The sequence below is a fragment of the Streptomyces sp. NPDC088817 genome (assembly GCF_044750345.1).
GTDB lineage: Bacteria > Actinomycetota > Actinomycetes > Streptomycetales > Streptomycetaceae > Streptomyces.
Genome location: NZ_JBIVJN010000009.1, coordinates 13,556 through 36,399, shown reverse-complemented (window position 1 = coordinate 36,399; position 22,844 = coordinate 13,556). Strand labels below are relative to the sequence as shown.

Genomic DNA, 22,844 nt, shown 5'->3' with positions numbered 1-22,844 from the left:
GTTGGTGCTCCGGCGGGCGAGCAGAACGGTGTCCGGGTCTTCAGGGGGTGGCTGTTCCGGAGCTTCCCAGTGCTCCCAGAATGCGTTCGGCGGCCAGAGTGGGTGTCAACTCGCCGTCCCTGACCCGCTGTTCGAGGGAAGGTGCGAGAGCTCGTACCGCCGGGTCGGCGTACAGACGGCTGAGGAGTTCGTCGCGGACCATGTTCCAGGTCCAGTCGACCTGCTGGTCACGGCGCTTGGCGGCGAGACGTCCGGTCGAGTCCAGCAGGGTGCGGTGCTTCTCCAGGCGCTCCCAGACCACGTCCAGGCCGCTCGACTCCCGGGCGCTGCAGCTCAGCACGGGCGGGGTCCAGACCGCGTCCTTGCCGTGCATCAGCCGCAGCGCGCCCGCCAACTCCCGTGCGGCGGCGCGGGCGTCACGTTCGTGCGGGCCGTCCGCCTTGTTGACGGCGATCACGTCGGCCAGTTCCAGGACGCCCTTCTTGATGCCCTGCAACTGGTCGCCGGTGCGGGCCAGGGTGAGCAGCAGGAAGGAGTCGACCATGTTCGCGACCGCGGTCTCGGACTGGCCGACGCCCACAGTCTCCACCAGGATCACGTCGTAGCCGGCCGCCTCCATCACCACCATCGACTCCCGGGTCGCCTTCGCGACCCCACCCAGCGTGCCCGCGCTGGGGGAGGGGCGGACGAAGGCCGCCGGGTCCACGGCCAGCCGCTCCATGCGGGTCTTGTCACCGAGGATGGAGCCGCCCGTACGGGTGGAGGAGGGGTCCACGGCGAGTACGGCCACCCGGTGCCCGAGCGAGGTCAGCATGGTGCCGAACGCGTCGATGAACGTCGACTTGCCCACGCCGGGCACCCCGCTGACGCCGATCCGCCGGGCCCTGCCGCTGTGCGGGAGCAGCTCGGTCAGCAGTTCCTGGGCCAGCACCCGGTGCTGGGGACGGGTGGACTCGACGAGCGTGATGGCACGCGCGACGATGGCGCGCTTCCCGTCGAGGACGCCCTTCACATAGGTGTCGAAGTTGATGGCCATGGTCGTCAAAGGTCGTGCCCGAGGTCGGCCGACAACCGTTTCACCAGGTCGTACGCGGCGTCCGGGATCACCGTGCCGGGCGGGAAGACGGCCGTCGCGCCCATCTCCAGCAGCGTGGGCACGTCCTGCGGCGGAATCACCCCGCCGACCACGATCACGATGTCCTCCCGCCCTTCCTCGGCGAGCTGCTCGCGCAGCGCCGGTACGAGGGTGAGATGACCGGCGGCCAGCGAGGAGACGCCGACGATGTGCACGTCCGCCTCGACGGCCTGGCGGGCCACCTCGGCCGGCGTCTGGAACAGCGGACCGACGTCCACGTCGAAGCCGAGGTCGGCGAAGGCGGTGGCGATCACCTTCTGGCCGCGGTCGTGGCCGTCCTGGCCCATCTTGGCGACCAGGATGCGCGGACGGCGGCCCTCGGCCTCCTCGAAGGACGACACCAGGGTGCGCGTGCGGTCCACGGACGGGGACTCGCCGGCTTCGTTGCGGTACACACCGGAGATCGTACGGATCTGGCCCGCGTGCCGGCCGTACACCTTCTCCAGGGCGTCGGAGATCTCTCCGACGGTCGCCTTGGCACGGGCCGCGTGCACGGCCAGCTCCAGCAGGTTGCCGGAGCCCGCGGCCGCCCGCGTGAGCGCGTCCAGCGCGTCCTGGCACACGGCCTCGTCGCGCTCCTCGCGCAGCCGCCGCAGCTTCGCGATCTGCTGGGCGCGTACGGAGGAGTTGTCGACCTTGAGGACCTCGATCTGCTCGTCGCTGTCGACGCGGTACTTGTTGACGCCGATGACCGGCTGGCGCCCGGAGTCGATCCGGGCCTGGGTGCGGGCCGCGGCCTCCTCCACCCGCAGCTTCGGGATGCCCGCGTCGATGGCCTGCGCCATGCCGCCCGCCTGCTCGACCTCCTGGATGTGCTGCCAGGCCCGGCGGGCGAGGTCGTAGGTCAGCTTCTCCACGTAGGCGCTGCCGCCCCACGGGTCGATGACCCGGGTGGTGCCGGACTCCTGCTGGATCAGCAGCTGGGTGTTGCGGGCGATACGGGCCGAGAAGTCGGTGGGCAGCGCGAGGGCCTCGTCGAGGGCGTTGGTGTGCAGCGACTGGGTGTGGCCCTGCGTCGCCGCCATAGCCTCCACACAGGTGCGCATGACGTTGTTGAACACGTCCTGCGCGGTCAGCGACCAGCCCGAGGTCTGCGAATGGGTGCGCAGCGACAGGGACTTGGCGTTCTGCGGGTCGAACTGCCTGACCAGCTTCGCCCACAGCAGCCGCGCCGCCCGCAGCTTGGCGATCTCCATGAAGAAGTTCATGCCGATCGCCCAGAAGAACGACAGCCGGGGCGCGAACGCGTCCACGTCCAGGCCCGCGTCCCGGCCGGCCCGGATGTACTCCACACCGTCGGCGAGGGTGTACGCCAGCTCCAGGTCGGCCGTGGCGCCCGCTTCCTGTATGTGGTAGCCGGAGATGGAGATGGAGTTGTAGCGGGGCATCCGCTGCGAGGTGTACGCGAAGATGTCGGAGATGATCCGCATCGACGGCTTCGGCGGATAGATGTAGGTGTTGCGGACCATGAACTCCTTGAGGATGTCGTTCTGAATGGTCCCGGCCAGCTTCTCGGGCGGCACGCCCTGTTCCTCCGCCGCCACGATGTACAGGGCGAGGACCGGCAGCACGGCGCCGTTCATGGTCATCGACACCGTCATCCGGTCCAGCGGGATGCCGTCGAAGAGCTGACGCATGTCGTAGATGGAGTCGATGGCGACGCCCGCCATGCCGACGTCACCGGTCACCCGCGGGTGGTCGCTGTCGTAGCCGCGGTGCGTGGGCAGGTCGAAGGCGACCGACAGGCCCTTCTGGCCGGCTGCCAGGTTGCGCCGGTAGAAGGCGTTGGACTCCTCGGCGGTGGAGAAGCCGGCGTACTGGCGGATCGTCCACGGCTGGTTGACGTACATCGTCGGGTACGGGCCGCGCAGGTACGGCGCGGCCCCCGGATAGGTGCCCAGGAAGTCCAGGCCCTCCAGGTCGCGGCCGGTGTAGAGCGGCTTGACCGGGATGCCCTCGGGGGTCCTCCAGAGCAGGTCGTCCCCGCCGGTCGCCCTCTTGAGCGCCGTGTGCCACTCGCCGTCGCCGCCGTCGCGGGCCGGGGTCCCCAGCTCGATCCTGGAGAAGTCCGGGATTCCCATCACGACACTCCCATGCGGTCGAGGGTGGAGGACAGCACGGCCACGGCATCGCAGCCGGCGAAGACGTACGCGTCGACACCGGGGTACTGCGCGGGGCGCCCGGCGAGGAACACGTGCGACGCGCCCGAGGCTTTCAGCTCCGCCGCCAGCTGCGGCGCCTGCTCCTCGTAGAGGGCGTCGCTGGAGCAGAGGCAGACCTCCGTGGCTCCGCTGTCCGCGAAGGTGCCGTCGGTGACCGGTTCGATGCCGCCGGCCTGGAAGAGGTTCGAGGCGAAGGTGAGCCGCGCCGTGTGGGCGGCGGCCGGGCCGATCGCGGCGAGGAAGATCCGGGGCCGGGAGCCGGTCGCGGCGAGGTGGGCGTCGGAACGGGCCCTCAGCGCCTCGTACGCCTCGTCGCGGCGTACCCGCGGCAGACCGCCCGCTGGGGGCTCGGGTGCGCTCCCGCGGACGACCGGCTTCTCCGCGAGGTGCGGGAACTCGCTGACACCGGTGATGGGTTCGCGCCGCCTGGCCAGCTTGTCGGTGCGCGCCTGCCAGGTGGCGGCCAGCTCCTGCCCCAGGCTTCCCGAACGGAGGGCGGCCGCCTGCCCGCCGGCCCGCTCGATGGACCGGAAGTGCTCCCAGCCCGCGTGCGCGAGTTCGTCGGTGAGCCGTTCCACGTACCAGGAACCGCCCGCCGGGTCGATCACCCGGGACAGATGCGACTCCTCGACGAGGATCGTCGACGTGTTGCGGGCGATGCGTCGCGAGAACGCGTCCGGCATGCCGAGCGCGTGGTCGAAGGGCAGCACGGTGACCGAGTCGGCCCCGCCGACCCCGGCGGCCAGCGTGGCGATCGTCGTGCGCAGCATGTTCACCCACGGGTCGCGGCGCGTCATCATCACCGACGAGGTCACCACGTGCTGCAGCTGCGCGCCCGCGCGCGGGGCTCCGCAGACCTCGGCCACCTTCGCCCACAGGCGGCGCGCGGCCCGCAGCTTGGCGATCGTCAGGAACTGGTCGGCGGTCGCCGCGTACCGGAACTCGATCTGGCCACAAGCCTGTTCGACGCTCAGCCCGGCATCCGTCAGCGCCCGCAGGTACGCCACCGCGGTGGCCAGCGAGCAGCCCAGCTCCTGGGCGGCCGAGCCACCGGCCTCGTGGTACGGCAGCGCGTCCACGGTCAGCGCCCGCAGTCCGGGGTACCGCTCCGCGCACAGCCGCGCCAGTTCCGCCGCCGTCGAGAAGTCGGACCGCTGCCCGGTGCGCGCCTCGTGGCCGAGCGGATCCGCGCCGAGATTGCCGCGCGCCGCGTCCTTGGCGACGCCACGCTCCTCGTAGAGCCCCAGCAGGGCCCGTGCGGCGGGCTCGACGTCCGCTCCCGCGTCCAGGACGACGGGTGCCAGGTCGAGGTAGACGCCGTCGAGGACGCTGCTGAGCGCCGACACGGAGATGCCGCGCTCCCCGAGGGTCAGCCAGAGGGAGGTGACGCCGTTCTCCAGGTCCGCGAGCACCGCGCCGCCGTCGGCCGCCGTGTGCCGCTGCCGGATGTCCCAGCCGCCGACCGTGTTCCCCTCGGCCCGGCCGCCGCGGACGAAAGGTGCGAACCCGGGCAGGCCGGGCTCGGGAGCGGCGTCGCGCGCGGTGTAGAGGGGCCGGGTGCGCAACCCGTCCTCAAGGGTCGTGGACAGGGCTTCCTCGGCTGCGAAGCCCTCGACGTCCTTGCCCGACTTGCGCAGGACACCCGCCACAAGGCGCTGCCACTGCTCGTGGGGAACATCTGGGAACTCGCCGGCCAGTTCAAGGCCGTCGTCGGACAGGACCGTCATGCTCGGATGCTAGGACACAGGGGCTAGGGAGATGCATAGAACACGGCTGTGATCTTGCCCTCCCCGGGATTGTGACGCCTGCCTCCCCGCCGTGCCCTTGCCAGGAACGGCCCTCGGGGCGCCGTTCCGGCCGTGGCCGGGTGAGGCTTAAGGGCGGGTGTAGGTGGAAACGACTATTCCCGAACGGTTGTCGCGGCGACGGTCGGCCGAAAGGGGAGGGGCCTCACATGGACGCGCCCTTGTATCTCAGGCCGCGGGTGGATCCGCCGCTCGCCTCGCTGCTGGGGGCCGCACCGTTGCTGCGCTCGCTCGTCGACGCGCTGGGGTCTCCGCTCAACGTGCTGCTCCCCGAGGTCGTCGCCGAGAACGCCGCGCGCTTCCGTGCCGTGCACCGCCGGCACCATCTCGCCGGGCGTGTGTACTTCGCGCACAAGGCGAATCGTTCCAGCGCGCTGGTGCGGAGACTGGCGGCGGAGGACGTGGCCGCCGTCGGTGTCGACGTCGCCTCGCTGGAGGAACTACGGCACGCTCTGAGCTGCGGATTCACCGGTGACCGGATCATGGCCACCGGTCCCAAGGACACGGAGTTCCTGTGGCTGGCGGCCCGGGTGGGGGCGACGGTGAACCTGGACTCGCTCGGCGAGCTGGAACAGCTCGCCGGTCTGGTCCGTGCGCACGGGCTCGACCGGGCCACCGCACTGGTGCGCCTGTCCGGATTCGAGTCCGGCGCCGGTCCCGGGGGAGCGGCGGGCACACGGCTGCTGTCGCGGCGCAGCCGCTTCGGCATCCCGCTGCGGGACACGGAGACGCTGCTGTCGGCTCTCGAACGGAACGCGGACGCCGTGGGGATGACCGGGGCCGCCTACCACCTGGACACCACCGGCGTGGACGAGAAGGTCCGGGCCCTGGAACAGTGCGTGCTGTTCATGGACGAGTGCCGGGCGCGTGGCCTGGCACCACGTGTCGTCGACATCGGCGGCGGGTTCGGAGTCGGCTACGTCGCCGAGGCCGGCGAGTGGGAGCGGTGGACGACCGCGCTGAGCGAGGCGGTGCTCGGCAGGCGCCCACCGCTGACCTGGCGCGGTCACGGCTACGGGCTGCGCAACGAGGGCGGCACGGTGCGCGGGAGCGCGGCGCTGTACCCCGGCCACCGGCCCACCGCCGGTCCCGACTACCTCGACGAACTCCTCTCACTGCCCGCACCGGTCCTCGGCCGGCCACCGGCCAACCTGCTCCTGGAACACCTCCACGACCTGTACCTCGAACCCGGTCGCTCCCTGGTCGATCAGTGCGGAATGACGCTGGCACGGGTGCTGGACGTGCGGCCCGCGGACTCGGACTCCGGGCAGTACCTGGTCCGCCTCGGAATGAACGCGGGCGACATGAGCCTGGAGGAGCACGGCGTACTCGTGGACCCCGTGCTGCTGCCGCGCGGTGAGCCGGACAAGGACGAGGAAGGACCGGTCGGCGTCTTCCTCGCCGGCAACCTGTGCCTGGAAGCCGATCTGATCACCCGCCGTCTGGTCCACCTTCCCCGACTCCCGCGCGTGGGCGATCTGCTGGCCTTCGCCAACACCGCCGGCTACGCGATGGACTTCCACGCGCACCGCGCGCAGCGGCAGCCGCTCGCGAGAACGGTCGCGGTCGAGCGGCGAGGTGACTCCTGGCACTGGTGCCTGGACGAGGACTACTGGCCGATCCCATCCCTGGGAGGAATGCCCGCATGAGGTACGACAGCATCACGGATGCCATCGGCAACACACCGCTGGTGCGCATCGACCCCGCCGTGCACGGACTGCGCAACATCGACCTCTACGCGAAACTGGAGATGCTCAACCCGTTCGGATCCGTCAAGGACCGGCCCGCCTGGCACATGGCCCGGCCTCATGTGGAGGCGGCGGCCGGCGGCGACGGTACGGTCGTGGAACTCTCCAGCGGCAATACGGCCAAGGCCCTCGCCCTGCTGGCGGGCATGCACGGGCTGAAGTTCAAGAGCGTCACCAACCGGATGCGCGTCCCCGAGATCAAGGAACTGCTCCTGCTCCTCGGCGCCGAGATCGAGGAGCTTCCCGGGCGCAGCGAGTGCCTCGACCCGACCGACACCGACGATCCGCTGACCCACTTCCACCAGGCGCTCTCCGACCCCGGCAGCACCTACCTGCACACCGACCAGTACTTCAACCCGCGCAACGTCGAGGCGCACGCGGCGGGCACCGGACCCGAGATAGTGAAGGACCTGGACGGGCGGGTGCCGGACTGGTTCATCGCCTGCGTGGGCACGGCCGGTTCGTCGACCGGTGTCGCCAGGGTCCTGCGCGAGCACGACCCGCGGGTGCGGGTCCTCGGCCTGGTCGCCCACAAGTCGGACTTCATACCCGGCATCCGCACGATCGACGAGGTCCACCAGGTCGGGCTGTTCGACCCGGCGACCTACGACACCATCGAGTCGGTGACCTCCGACGAGGCCATCGACGGGATGATCACCCTCATCCGCCGCTGCGGGCTGCTGTCGGGACCGACCGGAGGCGCCGCCTACCAGGGGGCGCTACGGCATCTCCGGCACGCCGACGCCGAGTTGGAGGCCACCGGGCAACGCCGGACGGCGGTCTTCATCGTGTGCGACCGGGCCGAGAGCTACCTGAGCTACGTGCGCCGGCGCCGCCCGGAACTCCTGGGCCTCACGCGCCGGGGGAACTCCACCCCGGCCCTCACGGACGCCGAGGTCCACGCGTCGGCCCGCGCCATCGACGTCGACGAGGCCCTGCGCTGGACCGCGACGGGCGAGCCCCGGCCGCTCGTCGTCGACCTGCGCAGCCCGCACGCCTACGCCGCCCTGCAGATCGAGGGCTCGGTCAACATCGTCGACGAACTGTTCGAGGACCTGCTCCGTGGCGGGCTGCCGTTCAGCAAACGGACGCCCGTGCTGCTGGCCTGTCCCGTCGGTGAGAGGTCACTGCGTCACGCCGCCGTGCTGACCCGGATGGGGCACCCGGACGTCCGGAGCCTGGCCGGCGGAATCGTCGCCTGGCGGGACGCGGGCGCCCCGCTGGTGCGCGCATGAGCGCGGGGCAACAGCTCCCCGGCACGGAACGGGACCCGGACCCGCTGTGGCAAAGGGAGTTGAGGGAACAGTTCCCGATCCTCGGGGCTCATCCTGAGCCGGCGTACCTGGACAGCGCGGCGACGTCCCAGAAGCCGCGCGCCGTACTGGACGCCGTCCAGACCTACCTGACGACGTCGAACGCCAACGCCGGCCGCGGAACCTACCCCTGGGCCAACCGGACCACGCAACTGGTGGAATCGACCCGGGAGCGGGTCAAGGAGTTCCTCCGCGATCCCGAACCGGAGCGCTCCGCCGTCCACTTCACCGGCGGCACCACCGAGGGGCTGCGCACGATCGCCCGCGACTGGCTCGCCCCGTACCTGAGCGACGGAGACGAGATCCTCGTGCCGTTCGCCGACCACCGCGCCAATCTCGATCCCTGGCTCGAAACCGTGCGGCTGCTGGCCGAGCGCGGAATCGACGTGCGCGTACGGGCACTGCCGTACCAGGAGGTCTCCGGCGACTACGACCACCGTGCCCTCGGGGAACTCGTGGGCCCGCGCACCCGCTTCGTGGCCGCCACCCATGTCCACCACGTCTACGGCGGCGACATGAACGTGCACCGCATCCGCGCGGCGGTCGGCCCGCGGGTTCCGATCTGCCTGGACGCCGCACAGAGCGTCGGCCATCTGCCCGTCCATCTCGACGACCCCTCCCTCGACGTCGACTTCGTGGTCTTCTCGGGACACAAGGCGATGGCCCTTCCCGGCACGGGGGTGGTGTGGGCGCGCAACACGCGGGGACCGTCGTTCCAGCCGGGCGGCTGGCAGGGCACGCCCAACACGGTGGGCATCGTGTCCCTGCACGCGGCACTCGACTGGCTGCACGAGGTCGGCCCCGACCGGATCGCCCGCTGGACGACCGGTCTGGCCACCCGGCTGACCGACCGGCTGCGCGACCTCGGCCCGTACGAGATCCTCGGCTGCCCCGCCAGCCTGGCCGCCGGCTCCGCGCTACCGGCCTCCCAGCGCCGGCACGGCATCGTGACCTTCCGGCACCGTGACATCCCGTCCGACGACCTGGGCTTCATCCTGTACAGCCACGGCTTCATGGTGCGGGCCGACAGCCTCTGCCAGGCGGGTGCGGAGGAAGGGGACGGGGCGGTGCGGGTGAGCCTGCACGTGTACAACACGACGGAGGAGGTCGACCGCCTGCTGGCCGTCCTCGTGTCGCTGATATGAATGGCAAGTGATAACCGTTTCCACCTGTAGATTCGTGATGTCCACGGGCAGGTGAGAGACGGAAGAGGTGGCGCGCGGAATGGGCGTGAGCATGGCGACGGCCAAGGCGTGGGTCGAGCGCTGGGAACGGCAGCAGGAGCGGTACGCGCTGGACCGCGAGGAACGCTTCACCGTGATCGCGGATGTCGTCGAACACGTCACGGCAGGCCGGCCCCGCCCACTCCTGCTCGACCTCGGCTGCGGCCCCGGCTCCCTGGCCGCGCGGCTCTCCGACCGCCTCCCGGACGCGGAGATCGTCGCCGCCGACATGGACCCCCTGCTGCTGGAACTGGGGCGAACCCATCACGCCGACGCCGCCCGCTACGTCGACACCGTCATCGGGGAGGAAGGCTGGGCCGACACCCTGGGGCTGGAACGCCCCCTGGACGCCGCCGTCTCGACGACCGCCCTGCACTACCTCCCCGAACCGGTGCTGCTGCGCACGTACCGCTGTCTCGCCGCACTGCTGCGCCCCGGCGGCGTCCTCGTCAACGGTGACCACTTCCCACCGGACGGAGCACCCTGCTCGGACATCACCGCCCACGTGGCCCGCCGGCGGGCGGAACGGACGGGAGGCCACCCCCATGAGGACTGGCGGTCCTGGTGGGACGCGGCGGCCCTGGAACCGGAACTGGCCGACCTGTTCGACGAGCGCGAGCGGCGTCGGCCGGCCGATGGCGGAAGCGCGGACAGCGGCCACCTGACGCTGGGTCGCCATACCGAGCTGCTGCACCAGGCGGGCTTCGGCCATGTCACGCCGGTCTGGCAGTTCGGCGACAGCGCCGTGCTGGTGGCGGTCAGGGACGGCACGCCAGGAGCCGCTGTCGGCGACCGGCCATGAGTCCGCACGGGCTGCGACGGAAAGCTTCAGAGGGCCAGACTCATCAGGATCTCGTCACGGTCGTCGCCGGGCGCCACCCGCAGCGCACCCGGCCACCGGCCGACCTCGGTCCAACCGGTCTTGCGGTAGAAGTCCTCCAGTCCCAGACCGGCTCTCGCGGTGAGCTGCAGTCTTTCCAGGCCCATCTCCTCGCGTGCGATGCCCGCGGCACGCCGCATCAGCGCGGCGCCGATGCCGAGCCCCCGGAAGCGGACATGCGTCTGGACGTGGTTCACCACACCGCAGTGCGCCACGAGGGGATGCTGCTCGCGGCGCAGCAGCATCCAGCCGGCGAGTGCGCCGTCGAGGTTCGCCAGAAGGAGTCTGCTCCGCTGCGGGGAGAGCTCGCGCGTGATCCGTTCCATCGCCGGTTCGAGCATCGATGGGGTCACCGGAGGCAGTGGACACTCCATGGGGACGACGGCCCCTCCGTCGTTGATGACTGCCGTCCAGCAGTCGGTGAGTTCCCGCCTGATGGCCGCGGTGGCGTCCAGGGCCCGGCTGATCTGCGTGATTCCGGGTGTGTGAACTGTTTCATGCGCTGTCACAACCGGCAGCTTGCCAGCCGTGCCTGCCGGCGATGCTTCAAGGGCCGCCGTGCGAGGGGTGCTCGCCGTGGTGTCCGTCTGGCGCTCCATCAAGATCCCTGCGTCAGCCTGCTTCTGGTAATGGTATTCATGTGCGATTAATGTACGGCACGAGCGTCGCGCGCCCTGACCCTGGAGGGGTGCCTCGGCCGTCCGGCGTCTGCGGTGTCCACGGCAGCGGACCCAGGTGTCCGGCGTGCGCGCCCGCTCGTCGACGACGCGTGTGACACCGGATTCCTGGAGCAGTGATGAGCGACCCCTACGAGCGGTCTGCGGAGTACCTCGACATCATGATCGCCGAGGCGTGGGAGCCGCTGGCTCCGGCGCTGGCGGAGGTTCTGTCGGTTGTTCGGGCCGGGGCCGGGGCCGTAGTGGACCTCGGGGCCGGATCCGGACGCGGTGTGCGCGTGATCTGCGACGCGCTGCCGCAGGTGCCGGTGCTTGCCGTCGAACCCTCCGCCGCGATGCGCGCCGTCCTGCTCGCCCGCGTTCACGAGGACGGCGAACTGCGCAAGCGGGTCACGGTGGTTCCCGGTGACTGCGCGAGCACCGACTGGCCCGACGGTGTGCACGCGGTCGTGGCCCTGAACGTGATCGGTCATCTGCCGCCCGTCCAGAGGCGTGCGCTGTGGAACCGGGCCGCCCGGCAACTCGCCCCTGGGGGAGTGCTGGTGTTCAACGTCACTCCGCCGTTCGCCCCGACGGAGGTGGAGCGGGTGCGGATGGCTCATGTCGTCATCGGTGAACTGGAGTACGAGGGCTGGGCGAGCGCGCGCCCCTCCGGAGCGGACGAGATCACCTGGCACATGGACTACCAAGTTCTGCGTCAAGGGCAGGTGCTGGCCGGGGCCTCGGCCGAGTACCGCTGGTGGGTCGCGACGGAGGACGCCCTGGCGGCCGAGGCTGCCGAGGCGGGGCTCACGCTGCGCCGGGCCGGTGATCCGGTGCTGGGGTTGTGTGTTCTGGAGCGTGTGAGCACAACGTCATCACAGTGGTTGATCTGATAATCATTTTCATTTAGGTTCACTGGTGTCCTGCTTCCCCCTGCCTGAAGGGCGAAGCGCCTTCCTGCCTGCCGCTGCAACGGAGACCGGATGAACCAGCCTGTGCCGAGCGACGACATCCTTGCCCGCGTCATCGACTGCATAGCCGAAGTCCTCGGCACACCACCGCAGAAGGTCACGCTGACGACTCCGCTCGCGGCCCTGGGACTCGAGTCGTTCACCGCGGTGCGGCTGAGGCGACGGATCCGCGAACGCACCGGTCAGAACCTGCCGTTGACCGCCTTCCTCGGTGACGCCGCAACGGCCCGCGCGGTGGCGGACCGCCTTCTCGCCGTACAGGTGCCGTACGGCGCACCGCGCTCCGGGCCCCTCGACCGTGAGACACAGGCGGGAACGGCAACCCGTGATGTCCGGCGCGGTGAGGAGACGTCAGCGGAGGGCTTCCCCCTGACGCCCATTCAAGCCTCGTACCTCGCTGGACGGGCCGAGGGCATGCCCCTGGGGGGAGTGGCCACCTACTACTACTACGAGTACGACCGCACGCCCGGCGACGCGGACCCGCTCGTGGACGTGGGCCGACTGGAAACCGCATGGAACCGGCTGATCGAACACCACCCGATGCTGCGCATGACGGTGGACGACCGAGGCCGCCAGCACATCGCCGAAGCCCCCGGCCCCTACCGGATCGGCGTCACCGACCTGCGTCACGAACTCGGCGAGCGGGTGCAGGAAATGTTGTCGGTCCTGCGTCAGGAGCGTTCCCACCAGAACCGCCCCACCGGTTCCTGGCCGCTGTTCGACATCCACGCCACGCTGCTGCCCGACGGGCGGACCCGGCTGCACGTCGGGGTGGACGTGCTCCTGACCGATCTGGCCGGCTGGATGCTGCTGATGCGTCAGTGGGGCCGTCTCGTCGAGGACCCCGCCGACCGGCTTCCCGAACTGCCGGCGCAGTTCGCCGACCTCCAGCGCGCCCGCTCCGGAGACCCCGAGTGGGCGGCCCGGCGCGCACGCGACCGTGCCTACTGGGCCGAACGCGCCTCCGAGCTGCCGCCGTCGCCGCGCCTGCCCCTGCTGCGCGACCCCGCCGACACCACCCCGCCCCGCTTCGTCCGCTCCGCTGCCGAACTCGACGCCGGCACCTGGGCCGAGCTGCGCGCCCGATGTGCCGAGCACGCGGTCACACCCACCGCCGCCCTGCTCGCGGCCTTCGCCGTCGTACTCGGCCGGTGGGGCGCCGGGGAGCGGATATGCCTGAACACCACCCTGTTCGACCGTCCGGAATCCGGCGGTGGGGCCGAAGGCGTGGTGGGCGACTTCACCACCACCGCCCTGGTCGGCACGCCTCGCTTCAGCCCCGCCGACTGGAAGGGCTTCGCCGACTACGCCACCGCCGTCAACCACCGCTTCTGGGAGGACCTGGACCACCGGTCCGTCTCCGGTGTCGAAGTGCTCCGGGACCTGCGGGCGCGCACCTCGCAGACGGTGGGAGCCCCCAGTCACCCGGTGGTCTTCACCAGCGGGGTGGGTCTCGCGGGTGACGGGGAACCGCCGGCCGCCTGGCTCGGCCGGGAGGTGTACGGCATCTCCCAGACCCCCCAGGTCCTGCTCGACCACATCGTGTGGGACGAGGGCGGGCGGCTCCGCCTGGCCTGGGATGCCGTCGAGGGAGCTTTCCCCGATGGCTGGATCCCGGCCCTGCTCTGCGCCTACGTACGTCTGCTGAGCACCCTGACGCGGCCCGACGCCTGGCGTGACCCGGCGCTGGGCTGGGATCCCTCCTTCCACCCCGAAGAGCCCCTCGACGCCGTGCCCTTCCCGACTGCGGGCCCGCTGCTGCACGATCCGGCCGTCGACGCGGCACGCCGGCATCCGAAGCGGCCTGCCCTGCGCACCTCCGCCGCCACTGTCACCCACGGGCGCCTCGCGGACAACGCCGCCGTCACCGCGGCGCTGCTGGCCTCTCACGGAGTGGGACCCGGCGACATGGTCGCCGTCGCCTGCGAGAAGGGTTCCGCGCAGATCACCGCCGTACTCGGCGTCAACCTGAGTGGAGCGGGCTACCTGCCGGTCGAACCCTCCTGGCCGGCCGCGCGGATCGCCGCTGTCTGCGAGCGGGCGGGCGTCCGGCATGCACTGACCGGCCGCGGTGTGAAGGCCGACTGGCCCGACGGCGTCACCGCGCACCGCCTGACCGCCGCAGGTCGGCCCGCCCGCAGCGTCGCAGACCCCGCCGAACCCGTGCCATCGCCCGCAGCCCCACGCGCCGACGACCTCGCCTACACCATCTTCACCTCGGGTTCCACCGGCAGCCCCAAGGGCGTGGAGATCCAGCACCGGGCCGCGCGCATCACCATCGACGACATCGTCGACCGGTTCGCCATCGGCCCCGAGGACCGGGTGCTGGCCCTGTCGGCACTCAGCTTCGACCTGTCCGTGTTCGACATCTACGGCGTCCTCGGCGCCGGTGGCTCACTGGTACTGCCCGACCCCGCGCGGCAGCGCGACCCGCAGCACTGGCTCGAACTGGCGGGCCGTCATGGCGTCACCGTGTGGAACACCGCCCCCGCCCTGCTTGAAATGCTCGTCGAGTACGCGGAGATGGAACCGGAGGAGGCCGCCACGGCGCTGCGCACCCTGCGTCTGGTGATGCTCTCCGGCGACTGGATCCCCTTGTCCCTGCCCGACCGGCTGCGCCGACTCGCCCCGCAGGCGAGGGTGATGAGCCTGGGCGGGGCCACCGAGGCGTCCATCTGGTCCATCACCTACCCGATCGAGCGCACCGATCCGCGCTGGCGCAGCATCCCCTACGGCAGGGCTCTGCGCGGTCAGAGCTTCTTCGTCCTCGACGAGGACGGCGCGCCCTGCCCGGTCGGTGAGGCGGGAGAGTTGTTCATCGGCGGCGACGGACTGGCCCGCGGCTACACCGGCGATCCGGTCCAGACCGCCGAGAGGTTCGCCGTCCATCCCGTACTGGGCCGTCGGTTGTATCGGACCGGGGACCTCGGCCGGTGGACCGTCGACGGCACCATCGAGTTCCTCGGACGCGTCGACCGGCAGGTGAAGATCCGCGGGCACCGCATCGAACTGGGCGAGGTGGAAGCGGTGCTCGCCCGCCATCCGGCGGTCCGCCAGTGCGTGGTGTCGTCGGTGCGGGGCCCGGACGGGCGGCCCCGGCTGGTCGCGCACCTGTCTCCCCGGGGAGTGAGCGAGCCGCCGACGACTCAGGAGCTGGCGGACGCCCTGAGGGAACGGCTTCCCGACTACATGGTGCCCAGCCGGTTCGTGATCCTGGACCAACTGCCGATGACGGCCAACGGAAAGATCGACCACGCGGCGCTGACCGCCGCACCGGCCGACGCCCGGCACACGACTGCCGATGTGTCCGGTACGGTCGCCGCCGAGCAGAACGAGCCCTCCGCGCCCTCCGGTACGGTCCCGGCCGGGTCCGCCACCACCTGCGGTGACGTTTCTGCTCTGGGCGAGGAATGGGTCGCCGCCGCGCTCGCCGAGGCGACCGCCCTGGGGCTGGAGGCCGCCCTCGTGGTCCGGCCCGGACGGCTCCGACCGGACCAGGCACTGGAGGCGGCCGCCCACTGGCTGAGGCAGGTGGCACAGACCACCGACGGCACGGCCGCCGAACCCCGTCTGGCCGCCGGCGGACTGGTGGAGGTGGTCTGCCACCTCCGCGGGAGCACCGCCACGACGCCCTCCTCGGCCACCGGTCCGGTAGCGGCGTCCAGTGCCCCCGCCTCCGACCGGCACGTCACCGAACCCCGTACGTCTTCCCACGGCCGCGGCCAGGGCACGGTGGACCCGGCCGTGCTGGAAGCGCTCACCGCCGTCCTGGCCGACTTCACCGACCTGCCGGTGACACCTGACAGCACCTTCAACGCCCTCGGTGCGACCTCCCTGACCCTGGTCCTCACCCATCGCAGGCTCCGCGAGAGCATCGCCCCCCGCCTCGCACTCGCCGACATGTTCGAGCACCCCACCGTCGCCGCCCTGGCCGCCCGCATCACCGCGCAACGTGCCCCGGGCACAGCCCGACCCCCCGGCGCCGGCGGCACCGGCTCCGTTCCCTTGCCCACGACCCCGCAGCCCGAACGGCCCGCGCGCCGGACCTCCCGCGTCGCCGCACGCGCCCTGGCCGAGGAGACCACGCGATGACGGAACCCACCTTCCCCCGCGCACACATGACGGACGCCCCCCAGCCGGATCAACCGGCCGTGGAGGACGACCTGATCGCGGTCACCGCCGTGGACTGCCGGTTCCCGGGAGCCCCCGACACGGCGGCGTACTGGAACCTGCTGGTCGAGGGCCGCAGTGGACTGACCCGGCACAGCGAGCGGGAGCTGGCCGAACGTGGTGTCCCCGCGCGCCTGCTGGCCAACCCGGCCCACATCCCCGTCAGCGGGGTCATCGACGAACAGGACCATTTCGACCCCGAGCCGTTCGGCCTGACCGATGCCGAAGCGGCGGTGATGGACCCCCAGCAGCGGCTCTTCCTGGAAGCCTGCCTGCGTGCCCTGGAGAGCGCCGGGCACGGCGGCGGCGTCGGCGCGGGCGCCGTGGGCGTCTTCGCCGGCGCCGCCCACAGCGACTACCTCGCCCGTAACCTCGCGGACCGGTACGCCGCCTCCGCAACCGACCCCGTCGGAAGCCTCCAAGCGGCGCTGGCGGGGGTGGCCGACTATCTTCCCCTGCACGTCGCGCACCGCCTCGCGCTCACAGGGCCCGCCGTCGCGGTCGGCACCGCCTGTTCGACGTCCCTGGTCGCCGTGCACCTGGCGGCGCAGTCGCTGCTGGCGGGGGAGTGCGACACCGCCCTCGCCGGGGGTGCCTCCCTGATCGTTCCGCAGGGCAGGGGCTACCTCCATGTCCCCGACGGGATCTTCTCCGCCGACGGCCGTGTTCGCGCCTTCTCGGCGGAGGGCACCGGCATCGTGCACACCCAGGGCGTCGGCGTGGCCGTCCTGCGACGGCTGCGCGACGCCCTTGCCGACGGCGACCCCGTCCTGGCCGTCCTGCACGGCTCCGCCGTGAACAACGACGGCGGCGACCGCACGGGCTTCACGGCCCCCTCGCCGCGCGGACAGGCCCGTGTCGTCTCCGAGGCGCTCGCCGTGGCCGGTCTCACGCCGAGGGACATCAGCTACGTCGAGGCCCACGGCACCGCCACCCGCCTCGGCGACGTCGTCGAGGTCGCCGCGCTGCGCCGCGTCTTCGGCGACACGGGGCCGGCCTGGTGCGCCCTCGGCTCGGTCAAGAGCAACATCGGACACGCCAACTCCGCTGCCGGCATCGCCGGATTCGCCAAGACCGTACTCGCCCTGCACCACGGTCTGCTGCCGCCCACGCCGGACGCCCTGCCCCTCAACCCCGACCTTCACCTGGACGACTCGCCCTTCACCGTCGTCCACGAGGCCACCGACTGGACCGGCCCCCGGTACGCGGGAGTCAGCTCCTTCGGCATCGGCGGCACCAACTGCCACGTCGTCCTGGGCAGTGCCCCCGTCCGGCCGGAACCCCCCGCCGACCCGCGCCCGCAACTCGCCCTGCTCAGCGCGCACCGCGACGACGCCCTCGCCCGCCTGGCCGAGGCCACCGCGACCGCCCTGCACACCACGGCGGTCGAGACCGCCGACGCCGCCCACACCCTGCACACCGGCCGCGCCACACTGCCGTACCGCGCCGCCGCGGTGATCACGGGGGCAGCGGAGGCCGACACCCGTGCGCTGCGCACCGCCTCCCGACGGCGTCCTGGCCCCACTGCGCCCCGGATCGTGTTGGCTTTTCCCGGCGGGGGAGCGCAGTACGCGGGCATGGGCCGCGAACTCTGCGCCGAGGAAGAGGAGTTCGCCCGCACCGTGCACGAGTGCGCGGATCTGTTCGACGACGGCACCGGTACCGACCTCACCGCGCTGATCACGGCCGACCCGTCCGACGACCGGGCGCGCCGGCTGCTGCGCGACCCCGCCCACGGCCTCCCGGCCCTGTTCACCGTCTCCCTCGCCGCCGCGCGCACCCTGCGCTCCTGGGGCGTCGAACCGGACGCGGTGGTGGGCCACAGCCTCGGCGAGTACGTGGCCACCGTCCTGGCCGGAGCCCTGTCCCTGCCCGACGCCGCTGCCCTGGTGGCGGTCCGCTCACGCGGCATGTCCAGGGCGGCCGGCGGCGGGGCGATGCTGACGGTCCCGCTGGCCGAGCGGCAGACCCTGTCGCTGCTCGCCGACCATCCGGAACTGGACCTGGCCGCGGTCAACGGCCCCCAGTCCTGCGTGGTGTCGGGACCTTTGCGAGCCGTCACCGAACTGGAGCGGACTCTGGCCGCGCGCGGCGAGCGCACCGTACGGCTCTCCCTCGACGCGGCCGCCCACTCCCGCCTGGTCGACCCGATCCTGCCCGAGCTGCGCGCGGCCGCCGACACCGTCCAGCCACGGGTACCTGGCATCCCGCTCGCCACGACCCTCACCGGAAAGCTGCTGCACACAATTCCCGACGCTGACCACTGGGTGGCGCATCTGCGCTCCACGGTGCGTTTCTCCGACGCCCTGGCCGCCGCCCTGGGCGAGAGGCCGGCCGTCCTCGTCCAGGCGGGACCGGGCAGCGCACTGCTCCAGTTGGCCCGGCAGCAGCGGGACCGGCAGCCACTGGCCACGCTGGCCACCTTCCCCGACCGTGACGAGCCGCGCGGAGGGCGTGCCGCGCTGCTCGCGGCCGCCGGAGAGCTGTGGACGTTGGGAGTTCCGTTGGACGCCGCCGCGCTGCACCGGTCGGGGCGCCGCAGGGTCGTCCTGCCGGGCCTGCCCCTGGAACGCCGCAGGCTGTGGATCGATCCGCCCGCCCCGGGCCCCGCGGCCGACCGGCCGCCCGCGGCGCCGGCGGAAAAGGGGCACCACTCCGCGCAGACGGCTCCTGACGAGGCGGAACCCCTCCAACTGCCCGTCTGGCGGCGCACGCCCCCGGCCGACACGGACCGGTCGGCGCTGCGGGGCCGCTGGCTCGTCGACGGCCCGTCGGACTCACCGCTGCCCGAGCGGGTGCGCGCCGCGCTCGCTGCCTCCGGGGCTCACGCCGTCACCCTCGACGAGGCCGCCCGAGACCCGCACACCTTCTGTGAGGGCGTCGTAGTGATCGGCCCGCACGGCGACACCGGCGAGGACCAGGCCGACGACGTAGCTGACCCGGCCGGATCCGTCGCCGCGTCCGTGCTGCGCTATGCGGAGGTGGCGCGAGCCATCGCGTCCTGGGCGCACCGAACTTGTCTGCTCCACATCAGCCACTGTGCTCAGCAGGTGGAGAGCTCCGACCGCCCCGCGGCCCACGCCGCCGCCACCCTGGCCGTGCCCCGTGTCCTCGCCCAGGAATTCCCGGGCCTGCGCTGGCGCGCCCTGGACTTGCCGGCCGGACCGCCGCACGCCATCGATCCGGAGGCCGTGCTCGCGGAGGCCGCGGACCTGGTGTCCGGTGGCCCGAGCGGCACCGAGTGCGCCGTCCGCGGCGGACACCGCTGGACGCGCGGCATCACGCCCTGGCGGCCGTCGATGCCCGCATCGGACCCGGATGGGCCCGCCGGCGCTGACGGTGCCACCGGCACGGCCGTGGTACTCGGCGGCCTCGGAGACGTGGGCCTGGCCCTGGCCGGGCATCTGGCCCGCTCCGGACGACGGGTCGTGGTGACCGGCCGCACCGGGCTAGACCCGAACCCGGCCCCCGGCAGCAGCGCAGCCGAACGTGCGGAGTCGGTACGCCTCCTGAGGGACTCCGGCGCCGACATCGAGGTCCGTGCCGTGGACGCCGCGGATACCGCCGCCACCACGGACCTGCTGCGAGAACTAAGCGACCGTGATGGACCGTTGGACCTGGTCGTGCACGCCGCCGGCGTGGTCGCCTCCGCCGCCGTAGCACCGCTGCGGGCCACCGAGGAGCACACCGTGCACGCGCACGCGCACGCCAAGGTCACCGCGGCCCTCGCGCTGCGCGCCGCCGTGCACAGCCTCCCGCCCGACCGCCGCCCGGCCACTGTGCTGCTGATGTCCTCGGCCACGGCGTTCGTCGGCGGCCTCGGCCTCGCCCCGTACGCCGCCGTCAACCGCTACCTGGACGCGCTGGCCGAACACGAGCAAGCCCAGGGCCCGGGTTCTCCCCGTTGGCTCAGTGTGGCCTGGGACGGCTGGCGGGTGGGCCCCGGCCGGAGCGAGCGCACGGTGGCCTCCCGGCACTCGATCGGCCTGGCCGGCGGCATGCGCACCGTGGACAGGCTGCTGGCGCTGTCGGCCCAGGGCCGTGCCCCGGCCTCCGTCGCGGTATCGCCGGCCGATCTCGCGCCCCGTACCGCGGGCACGCCCACCGTCGTACCCGCTTCCTCCATGCCCGCTTCGGGGGCGCTCATGGAACGGCTGCAGACCGGTGCGGAGTTCGCCACCGGTGCGGAGACGCAACTGGCCGGGGTCTGGTCGGACCTGCTGGGCTTCCCCGTCACCGACCGCGACGCCGACTTCTTCGCACTTGGCGGGCACTCCCTGCTGGCCACCCGGATGCTCGCCCGCCTGCGCGACGACCACGGAGCCGACCTGCGACTGCAGGACCTGCTCGCCCGGCCGACCATCGCGGCCCTGGCCCCGCTGCTGCCCGGCGAGGAAGCGCGGCGCACGCCCGCAGGGGCAGGGGACACAGGGTTCCTGCCCCAGGCACCCGGCGACGGCCCGCGGGAGTTCCCCCTCACGCGGGTGCAGCACGCCTACTGGGTCGGCGGATCCGGCGGCTACCGCCTCGGCGACGTCCCGTGCTCCTTCCACCTGGAGTACGACTGCCCCGGCCTGGACACCGATCGCTACGAAGCAGCGTGGAACGCGGTCATCGCCCGCCATCCCATGCTGCGCGCGGTCATCTCACCGGAAGGCCGCAACCGGGTGCTCGACAAGGTGCCCCGCTACCGCATCCGTGTGCAGGATCTGACGAAGGATGACGACGCCGAACGCGCCCGGAAGCTGGAGAGCGTCCGCGAACGCATGGTGCGCCGCGAACCCCGCCCGGGCCGCTGGCCCATGGTCGACATCCGGGCGGCCCGGCTGCCCGGCGACGTCGTCCGTCTGTTCGTCAACGTGGACGTGCTGGTGTGCGACACCGCCAGCTACCTGATCTGGGACCGCGAACTGCGCACCCTCTACCGCGATCCCGGTGCTCGCCTGCCCGCACTGGACACCACCTTCGCGGACTGCGTGGCCGCGCTCGAGCGCCGTTCCGAGGGCCCCGAATACGCGCGGGCCGCCGCCTACTGGCGCGCCGGACTGGATGACCTGCCCGGCGCGCCTGCGCTTCCCGTGCAGACGCAGAATCCCGGTGAGCGGCCCCGCTTCGCCCGGCGCACCGCCCGTCTGGAGCCGGACCGCTGGGACGCCCTCAAGGCCGAGGCAGCCCGGCGTGGACTGACCCCCACCGCCGTCCTGCTGGCGGCCTATGGGGAGGCCCTCGCCAAGTGGTCGGAGCAGGACCGGTTCGCCCTCACCCTCACCCTCTTCGACCGGCCCACGCACCTTCCCGGAGCGGACGCAGTGGTCGGCGACTTCACCTCGCTGATGCTGCACGAGGTGGATCGTTCGGACACCCGCTGCTTCGCCGATGCAGCTGTGCGGGCCCAGCGCACCCTCTTCGAGGACCTGGACCACCGGGAGTTCTCCGCACTCGACCTGCTGGCGGAGAAGTCCTCGCGCACCGGCCGCACCGAGTCCGTTCCCGTGGTCTTCACCAGCGCCCTGGGCCTGTCCGGTCCGCTCGGCGGCGGACACGACCTGGACTGGGCGGGCACACCCGTGTACGGCGTGAGCAGCACCCCGCAGACCTGGCTGGACCATCAGGTGATCGAGCAGCACGGGGCGCTCCTGCTGCAGTGGGACGTACTGGAAAGCGCCCTGCCCGCCAAGGAAGCGGACGCGGCGTTCGCCGCCTACACCGCGCGCGTGCGCCGACTGGCCGACGCACCGCAGGCGTGGGACCTCGAGGAGCCACGTTCCGCGTCCGCCGCCCCGGTCCGAGAGCCGGATCGGGCGGTACCTGCCGACGCAACCCGGACACGGAAACCGTCCGGGGACGGTGCGAGCCCCGACACCGACGCGGCCATGCTGCTGCACGACGGCGACGGCGACCGCCCACTGTTCCTGATGCATCCCTCCGGCGGGGACGTGCTGTGCTACGGCGAACTCGCCCGTCTCCTCACCGACGGCCGTCCCGTGGTCGCCCTCACCGACCCCGCCCTGACCGGCGGCACCGGACCGCGGACCATCGCCGAGATGACGGACCGCTACCTCGCCGCGCTGCGCCCCCACCAGCCGCAGGGCCCCTACCTGCTGGGCGGCTGGTCGATGGGCGGCACGGTCGCCCACCAGATGGCCGTCGAACTCGAGCGGCGCGGCGAGAGAACCGACCTCCTCGTCCTGATCGACTCCAACACCCCCGACCGCATAAGGGCGTTGGGCGGCACCGACCGCGCCCAGGACACCGCCTTCGCGGCCATCCGCTACCTGCGCTCGCTGGAGGCGTTCCTCGACCTCGATCTCGGCCTGGGCGCGGACGCGGAGGTGATCCGCAAGGCCCTGAATCCGGCGGCGGTACGCCAGGCCGTCACCGAACGGCTGCGGCTGGCCGGCCTGCTCGGCCCCCGGGACACCGCCGACACCCGGCTGGAGGTCTTCGAACGCCACCTGCGGGCGCTGGCGGACCACCGGGCCGGACACCTCACCGATCCGGCCACCCGCCTGCTGCTCATCGCCGCGTCCCGCCCCTCGCCGCACAACGCCGGCGTCGGCATGGGCGTCGACGACGCCGGGGACCTGCCCGCCCTGGGATGGCTGCCGCACGTCAACGGCCCGGTCGACGCCCACACCGTCCAGGGCCACCACTACTCCCTGCTGCACGACCCGGCGGTACGCCGGACCGCCGCCCTGATCGACCGGGCCCTGGCCGCCGTACGCGCCGACCGGTAAGCCCCCCAGACCTTTCTTCCCGACATCCGAAGCTCTCGTGG

At 72.2% G+C, this 22,844-nt stretch carries 11 protein-coding genes; 7 read left to right on the top strand and 4 right to left on the bottom strand.

Annotated features, from left to right (window positions below; genetic code table 11):
• Positions 1 to 40 precede the first annotated feature (40 nt).
• Genes meaB through ACIP4X_RS18370 form a run of 3 tightly spaced genes read right to left on the bottom strand, consistent with a single transcriptional unit; the run spans position 41 to position 5,024 of the window.
• Positions 41 to 1,036: a methylmalonyl Co-A mutase-associated GTPase MeaB gene (meaB, locus tag ACIP4X_RS18380; protein WP_358734313.1), complete on the bottom strand. Its 996-nt coding sequence runs from the start codon at positions 1,034 to 1,036 to the stop codon at positions 41 to 43.
• A gap of 5 nt (positions 1,037 to 1,041) precedes the next feature.
• The gene (scpA, locus tag ACIP4X_RS18375) at positions 1,042 to 3,216 is read right to left on the bottom strand and encodes a methylmalonyl-CoA mutase (RefSeq protein WP_358734314.1); all 2,175 of its coding nucleotides are present in this window, start codon (positions 3,214 to 3,216) and stop codon (positions 1,042 to 1,044) included.
• Positions 3,216 to 5,024, bottom strand: coding sequence for a methylmalonyl-CoA mutase subunit beta (locus tag ACIP4X_RS18370; RefSeq protein WP_358734315.1), 1,809 nt, complete (start codon positions 5,022 to 5,024; stop codon positions 3,216 to 3,218). Before ACIP4X_RS18370 ends, scpA begins: the two co-directional genes overlap by 1 nt.
• Before the next feature lie 227 nt (positions 5,025 to 5,251).
• On the opposite strand from ACIP4X_RS18370, the gene ACIP4X_RS18365 reads away from it, so the two are divergent.
• The 4 genes from ACIP4X_RS18365 to ACIP4X_RS18350 all read left to right on the top strand — a co-directional run bounded on the left by ACIP4X_RS18365 (position 5,252) and on the right by ACIP4X_RS18350 (position 10,188).
• Entirely contained in the window at positions 5,252 to 6,751 is a 1,500-nt protein-coding gene (locus ACIP4X_RS18365; protein ID WP_358734316.1) for a Y4yA family PLP-dependent enzyme, read from the top strand.
• The gene (locus ACIP4X_RS18360) at positions 6,748 to 8,085 is read left to right on the top strand and encodes a pyridoxal-phosphate dependent enzyme (RefSeq protein WP_358734317.1); all 1,338 of its coding nucleotides are present in this window, start codon (positions 6,748 to 6,750) and stop codon (positions 8,083 to 8,085) included. The genes ACIP4X_RS18365 and ACIP4X_RS18360 overlap by 4 nt, the downstream gene beginning before the upstream one ends.
• Positions 8,082 to 9,308 (top strand): aminotransferase class V-fold PLP-dependent enzyme, encoded by a 1,227-nt coding sequence (locus ACIP4X_RS18355; RefSeq protein WP_401349377.1) that lies wholly within the window; start codon positions 8,082 to 8,084, stop codon positions 9,306 to 9,308. Before ACIP4X_RS18360 ends, ACIP4X_RS18355 begins: the two co-directional genes overlap by 4 nt.
• Positions 9,309 to 9,387: 79 nt before the next feature.
• The gene (locus tag ACIP4X_RS18350) at positions 9,388 to 10,188 is read left to right on the top strand and encodes a class I SAM-dependent methyltransferase (protein WP_401349375.1); all 801 of its coding nucleotides are present in this window, start codon (positions 9,388 to 9,390) and stop codon (positions 10,186 to 10,188) included.
• 26 nt (positions 10,189 to 10,214) lie between these two features.
• On the opposite strand, the gene ACIP4X_RS18345 is transcribed toward ACIP4X_RS18350, so the two are convergent.
• Positions 10,215 to 10,775, bottom strand: a complete 561-nt coding sequence (locus ACIP4X_RS18345; RefSeq protein WP_401349372.1) for a GNAT family N-acetyltransferase — start codon at positions 10,773 to 10,775, stop codon at positions 10,215 to 10,217.
• Between the two features lie 287 nt (positions 10,776 to 11,062).
• Between ACIP4X_RS18345 and ACIP4X_RS18340 the strand changes: the two genes are divergently transcribed.
• The 3 genes from ACIP4X_RS18340 (at position 11,063) to ACIP4X_RS18330 (ending at position 22,803) form a co-directional block, all read left to right on the top strand.
• Complete coding sequence (locus ACIP4X_RS18340; RefSeq protein ID WP_401349370.1) at positions 11,063 to 11,818, top strand: class I SAM-dependent methyltransferase; 756 nt, start codon at positions 11,063 to 11,065, stop codon at positions 11,816 to 11,818.
• A 90-nt stretch (positions 11,819 to 11,908) separates the two neighbouring features.
• Positions 11,909 to 15,988: an amino acid adenylation domain-containing protein gene (locus ACIP4X_RS18335; RefSeq protein WP_401349367.1), complete on the top strand. Its 4,080-nt coding sequence runs from the start codon at positions 11,909 to 11,911 to the stop codon at positions 15,986 to 15,988.
• Positions 15,985 to 22,803, top strand: coding sequence for an SDR family NAD(P)-dependent oxidoreductase (locus tag ACIP4X_RS18330; RefSeq protein WP_401349364.1), 6,819 nt, complete (start codon positions 15,985 to 15,987; stop codon positions 22,801 to 22,803). The genes ACIP4X_RS18335 and ACIP4X_RS18330 overlap by 4 nt, the downstream gene beginning before the upstream one ends.
• Positions 22,804 to 22,844 lie beyond the last annotated feature (41 nt).

Bases quoted from the DNA above. Each gene is read 5' to 3' on its own strand.
- ACIP4X_RS18365 (WP_358734316.1), top strand. From the start codon at position 5,252: ATGGACGCGCCCTTGTATCTCAGGCCGCGGGTGGATCCGCCGCTCGCC.
- ACIP4X_RS18340 (WP_401349370.1), top strand. From the start codon at position 11,063: ATGAGCGACCCCTACGAGCGGTCTGCGGAGTACCTCGACATCATGATC.
- ACIP4X_RS18350 (WP_401349375.1), top strand. From the start codon at position 9,388: ATGGGCGTGAGCATGGCGACGGCCAAGGCGTGGGTCGAGCGCTGGGAA.
- meaB (WP_358734313.1), bottom strand. From the start codon at position 1,036: ATGGCCATCAACTTCGACACCTATGTGAAGGGCGTCCTCGACGGGAAG.
- scpA (WP_358734314.1), bottom strand. From the start codon at position 3,216: ATGGGAATCCCGGACTTCTCCAGGATCGAGCTGGGGACCCCGGCCCGC.
- ACIP4X_RS18370 (WP_358734315.1), bottom strand. From the start codon at position 5,024: ATGACGGTCCTGTCCGACGACGGCCTTGAACTGGCCGGCGAGTTCCCA.
- ACIP4X_RS18360 (WP_358734317.1), top strand. From the start codon at position 6,748: ATGAGGTACGACAGCATCACGGATGCCATCGGCAACACACCGCTGGTG.
- ACIP4X_RS18335 (WP_401349367.1), top strand. From the start codon at position 11,909: ATGAACCAGCCTGTGCCGAGCGACGACATCCTTGCCCGCGTCATCGAC.
- ACIP4X_RS18330 (WP_401349364.1), top strand. From the start codon at position 15,985: ATGACGGAACCCACCTTCCCCCGCGCACACATGACGGACGCCCCCCAG.
- ACIP4X_RS18355 (WP_401349377.1), top strand. From the start codon at position 8,082: ATGAGCGCGGGGCAACAGCTCCCCGGCACGGAACGGGACCCGGACCCG.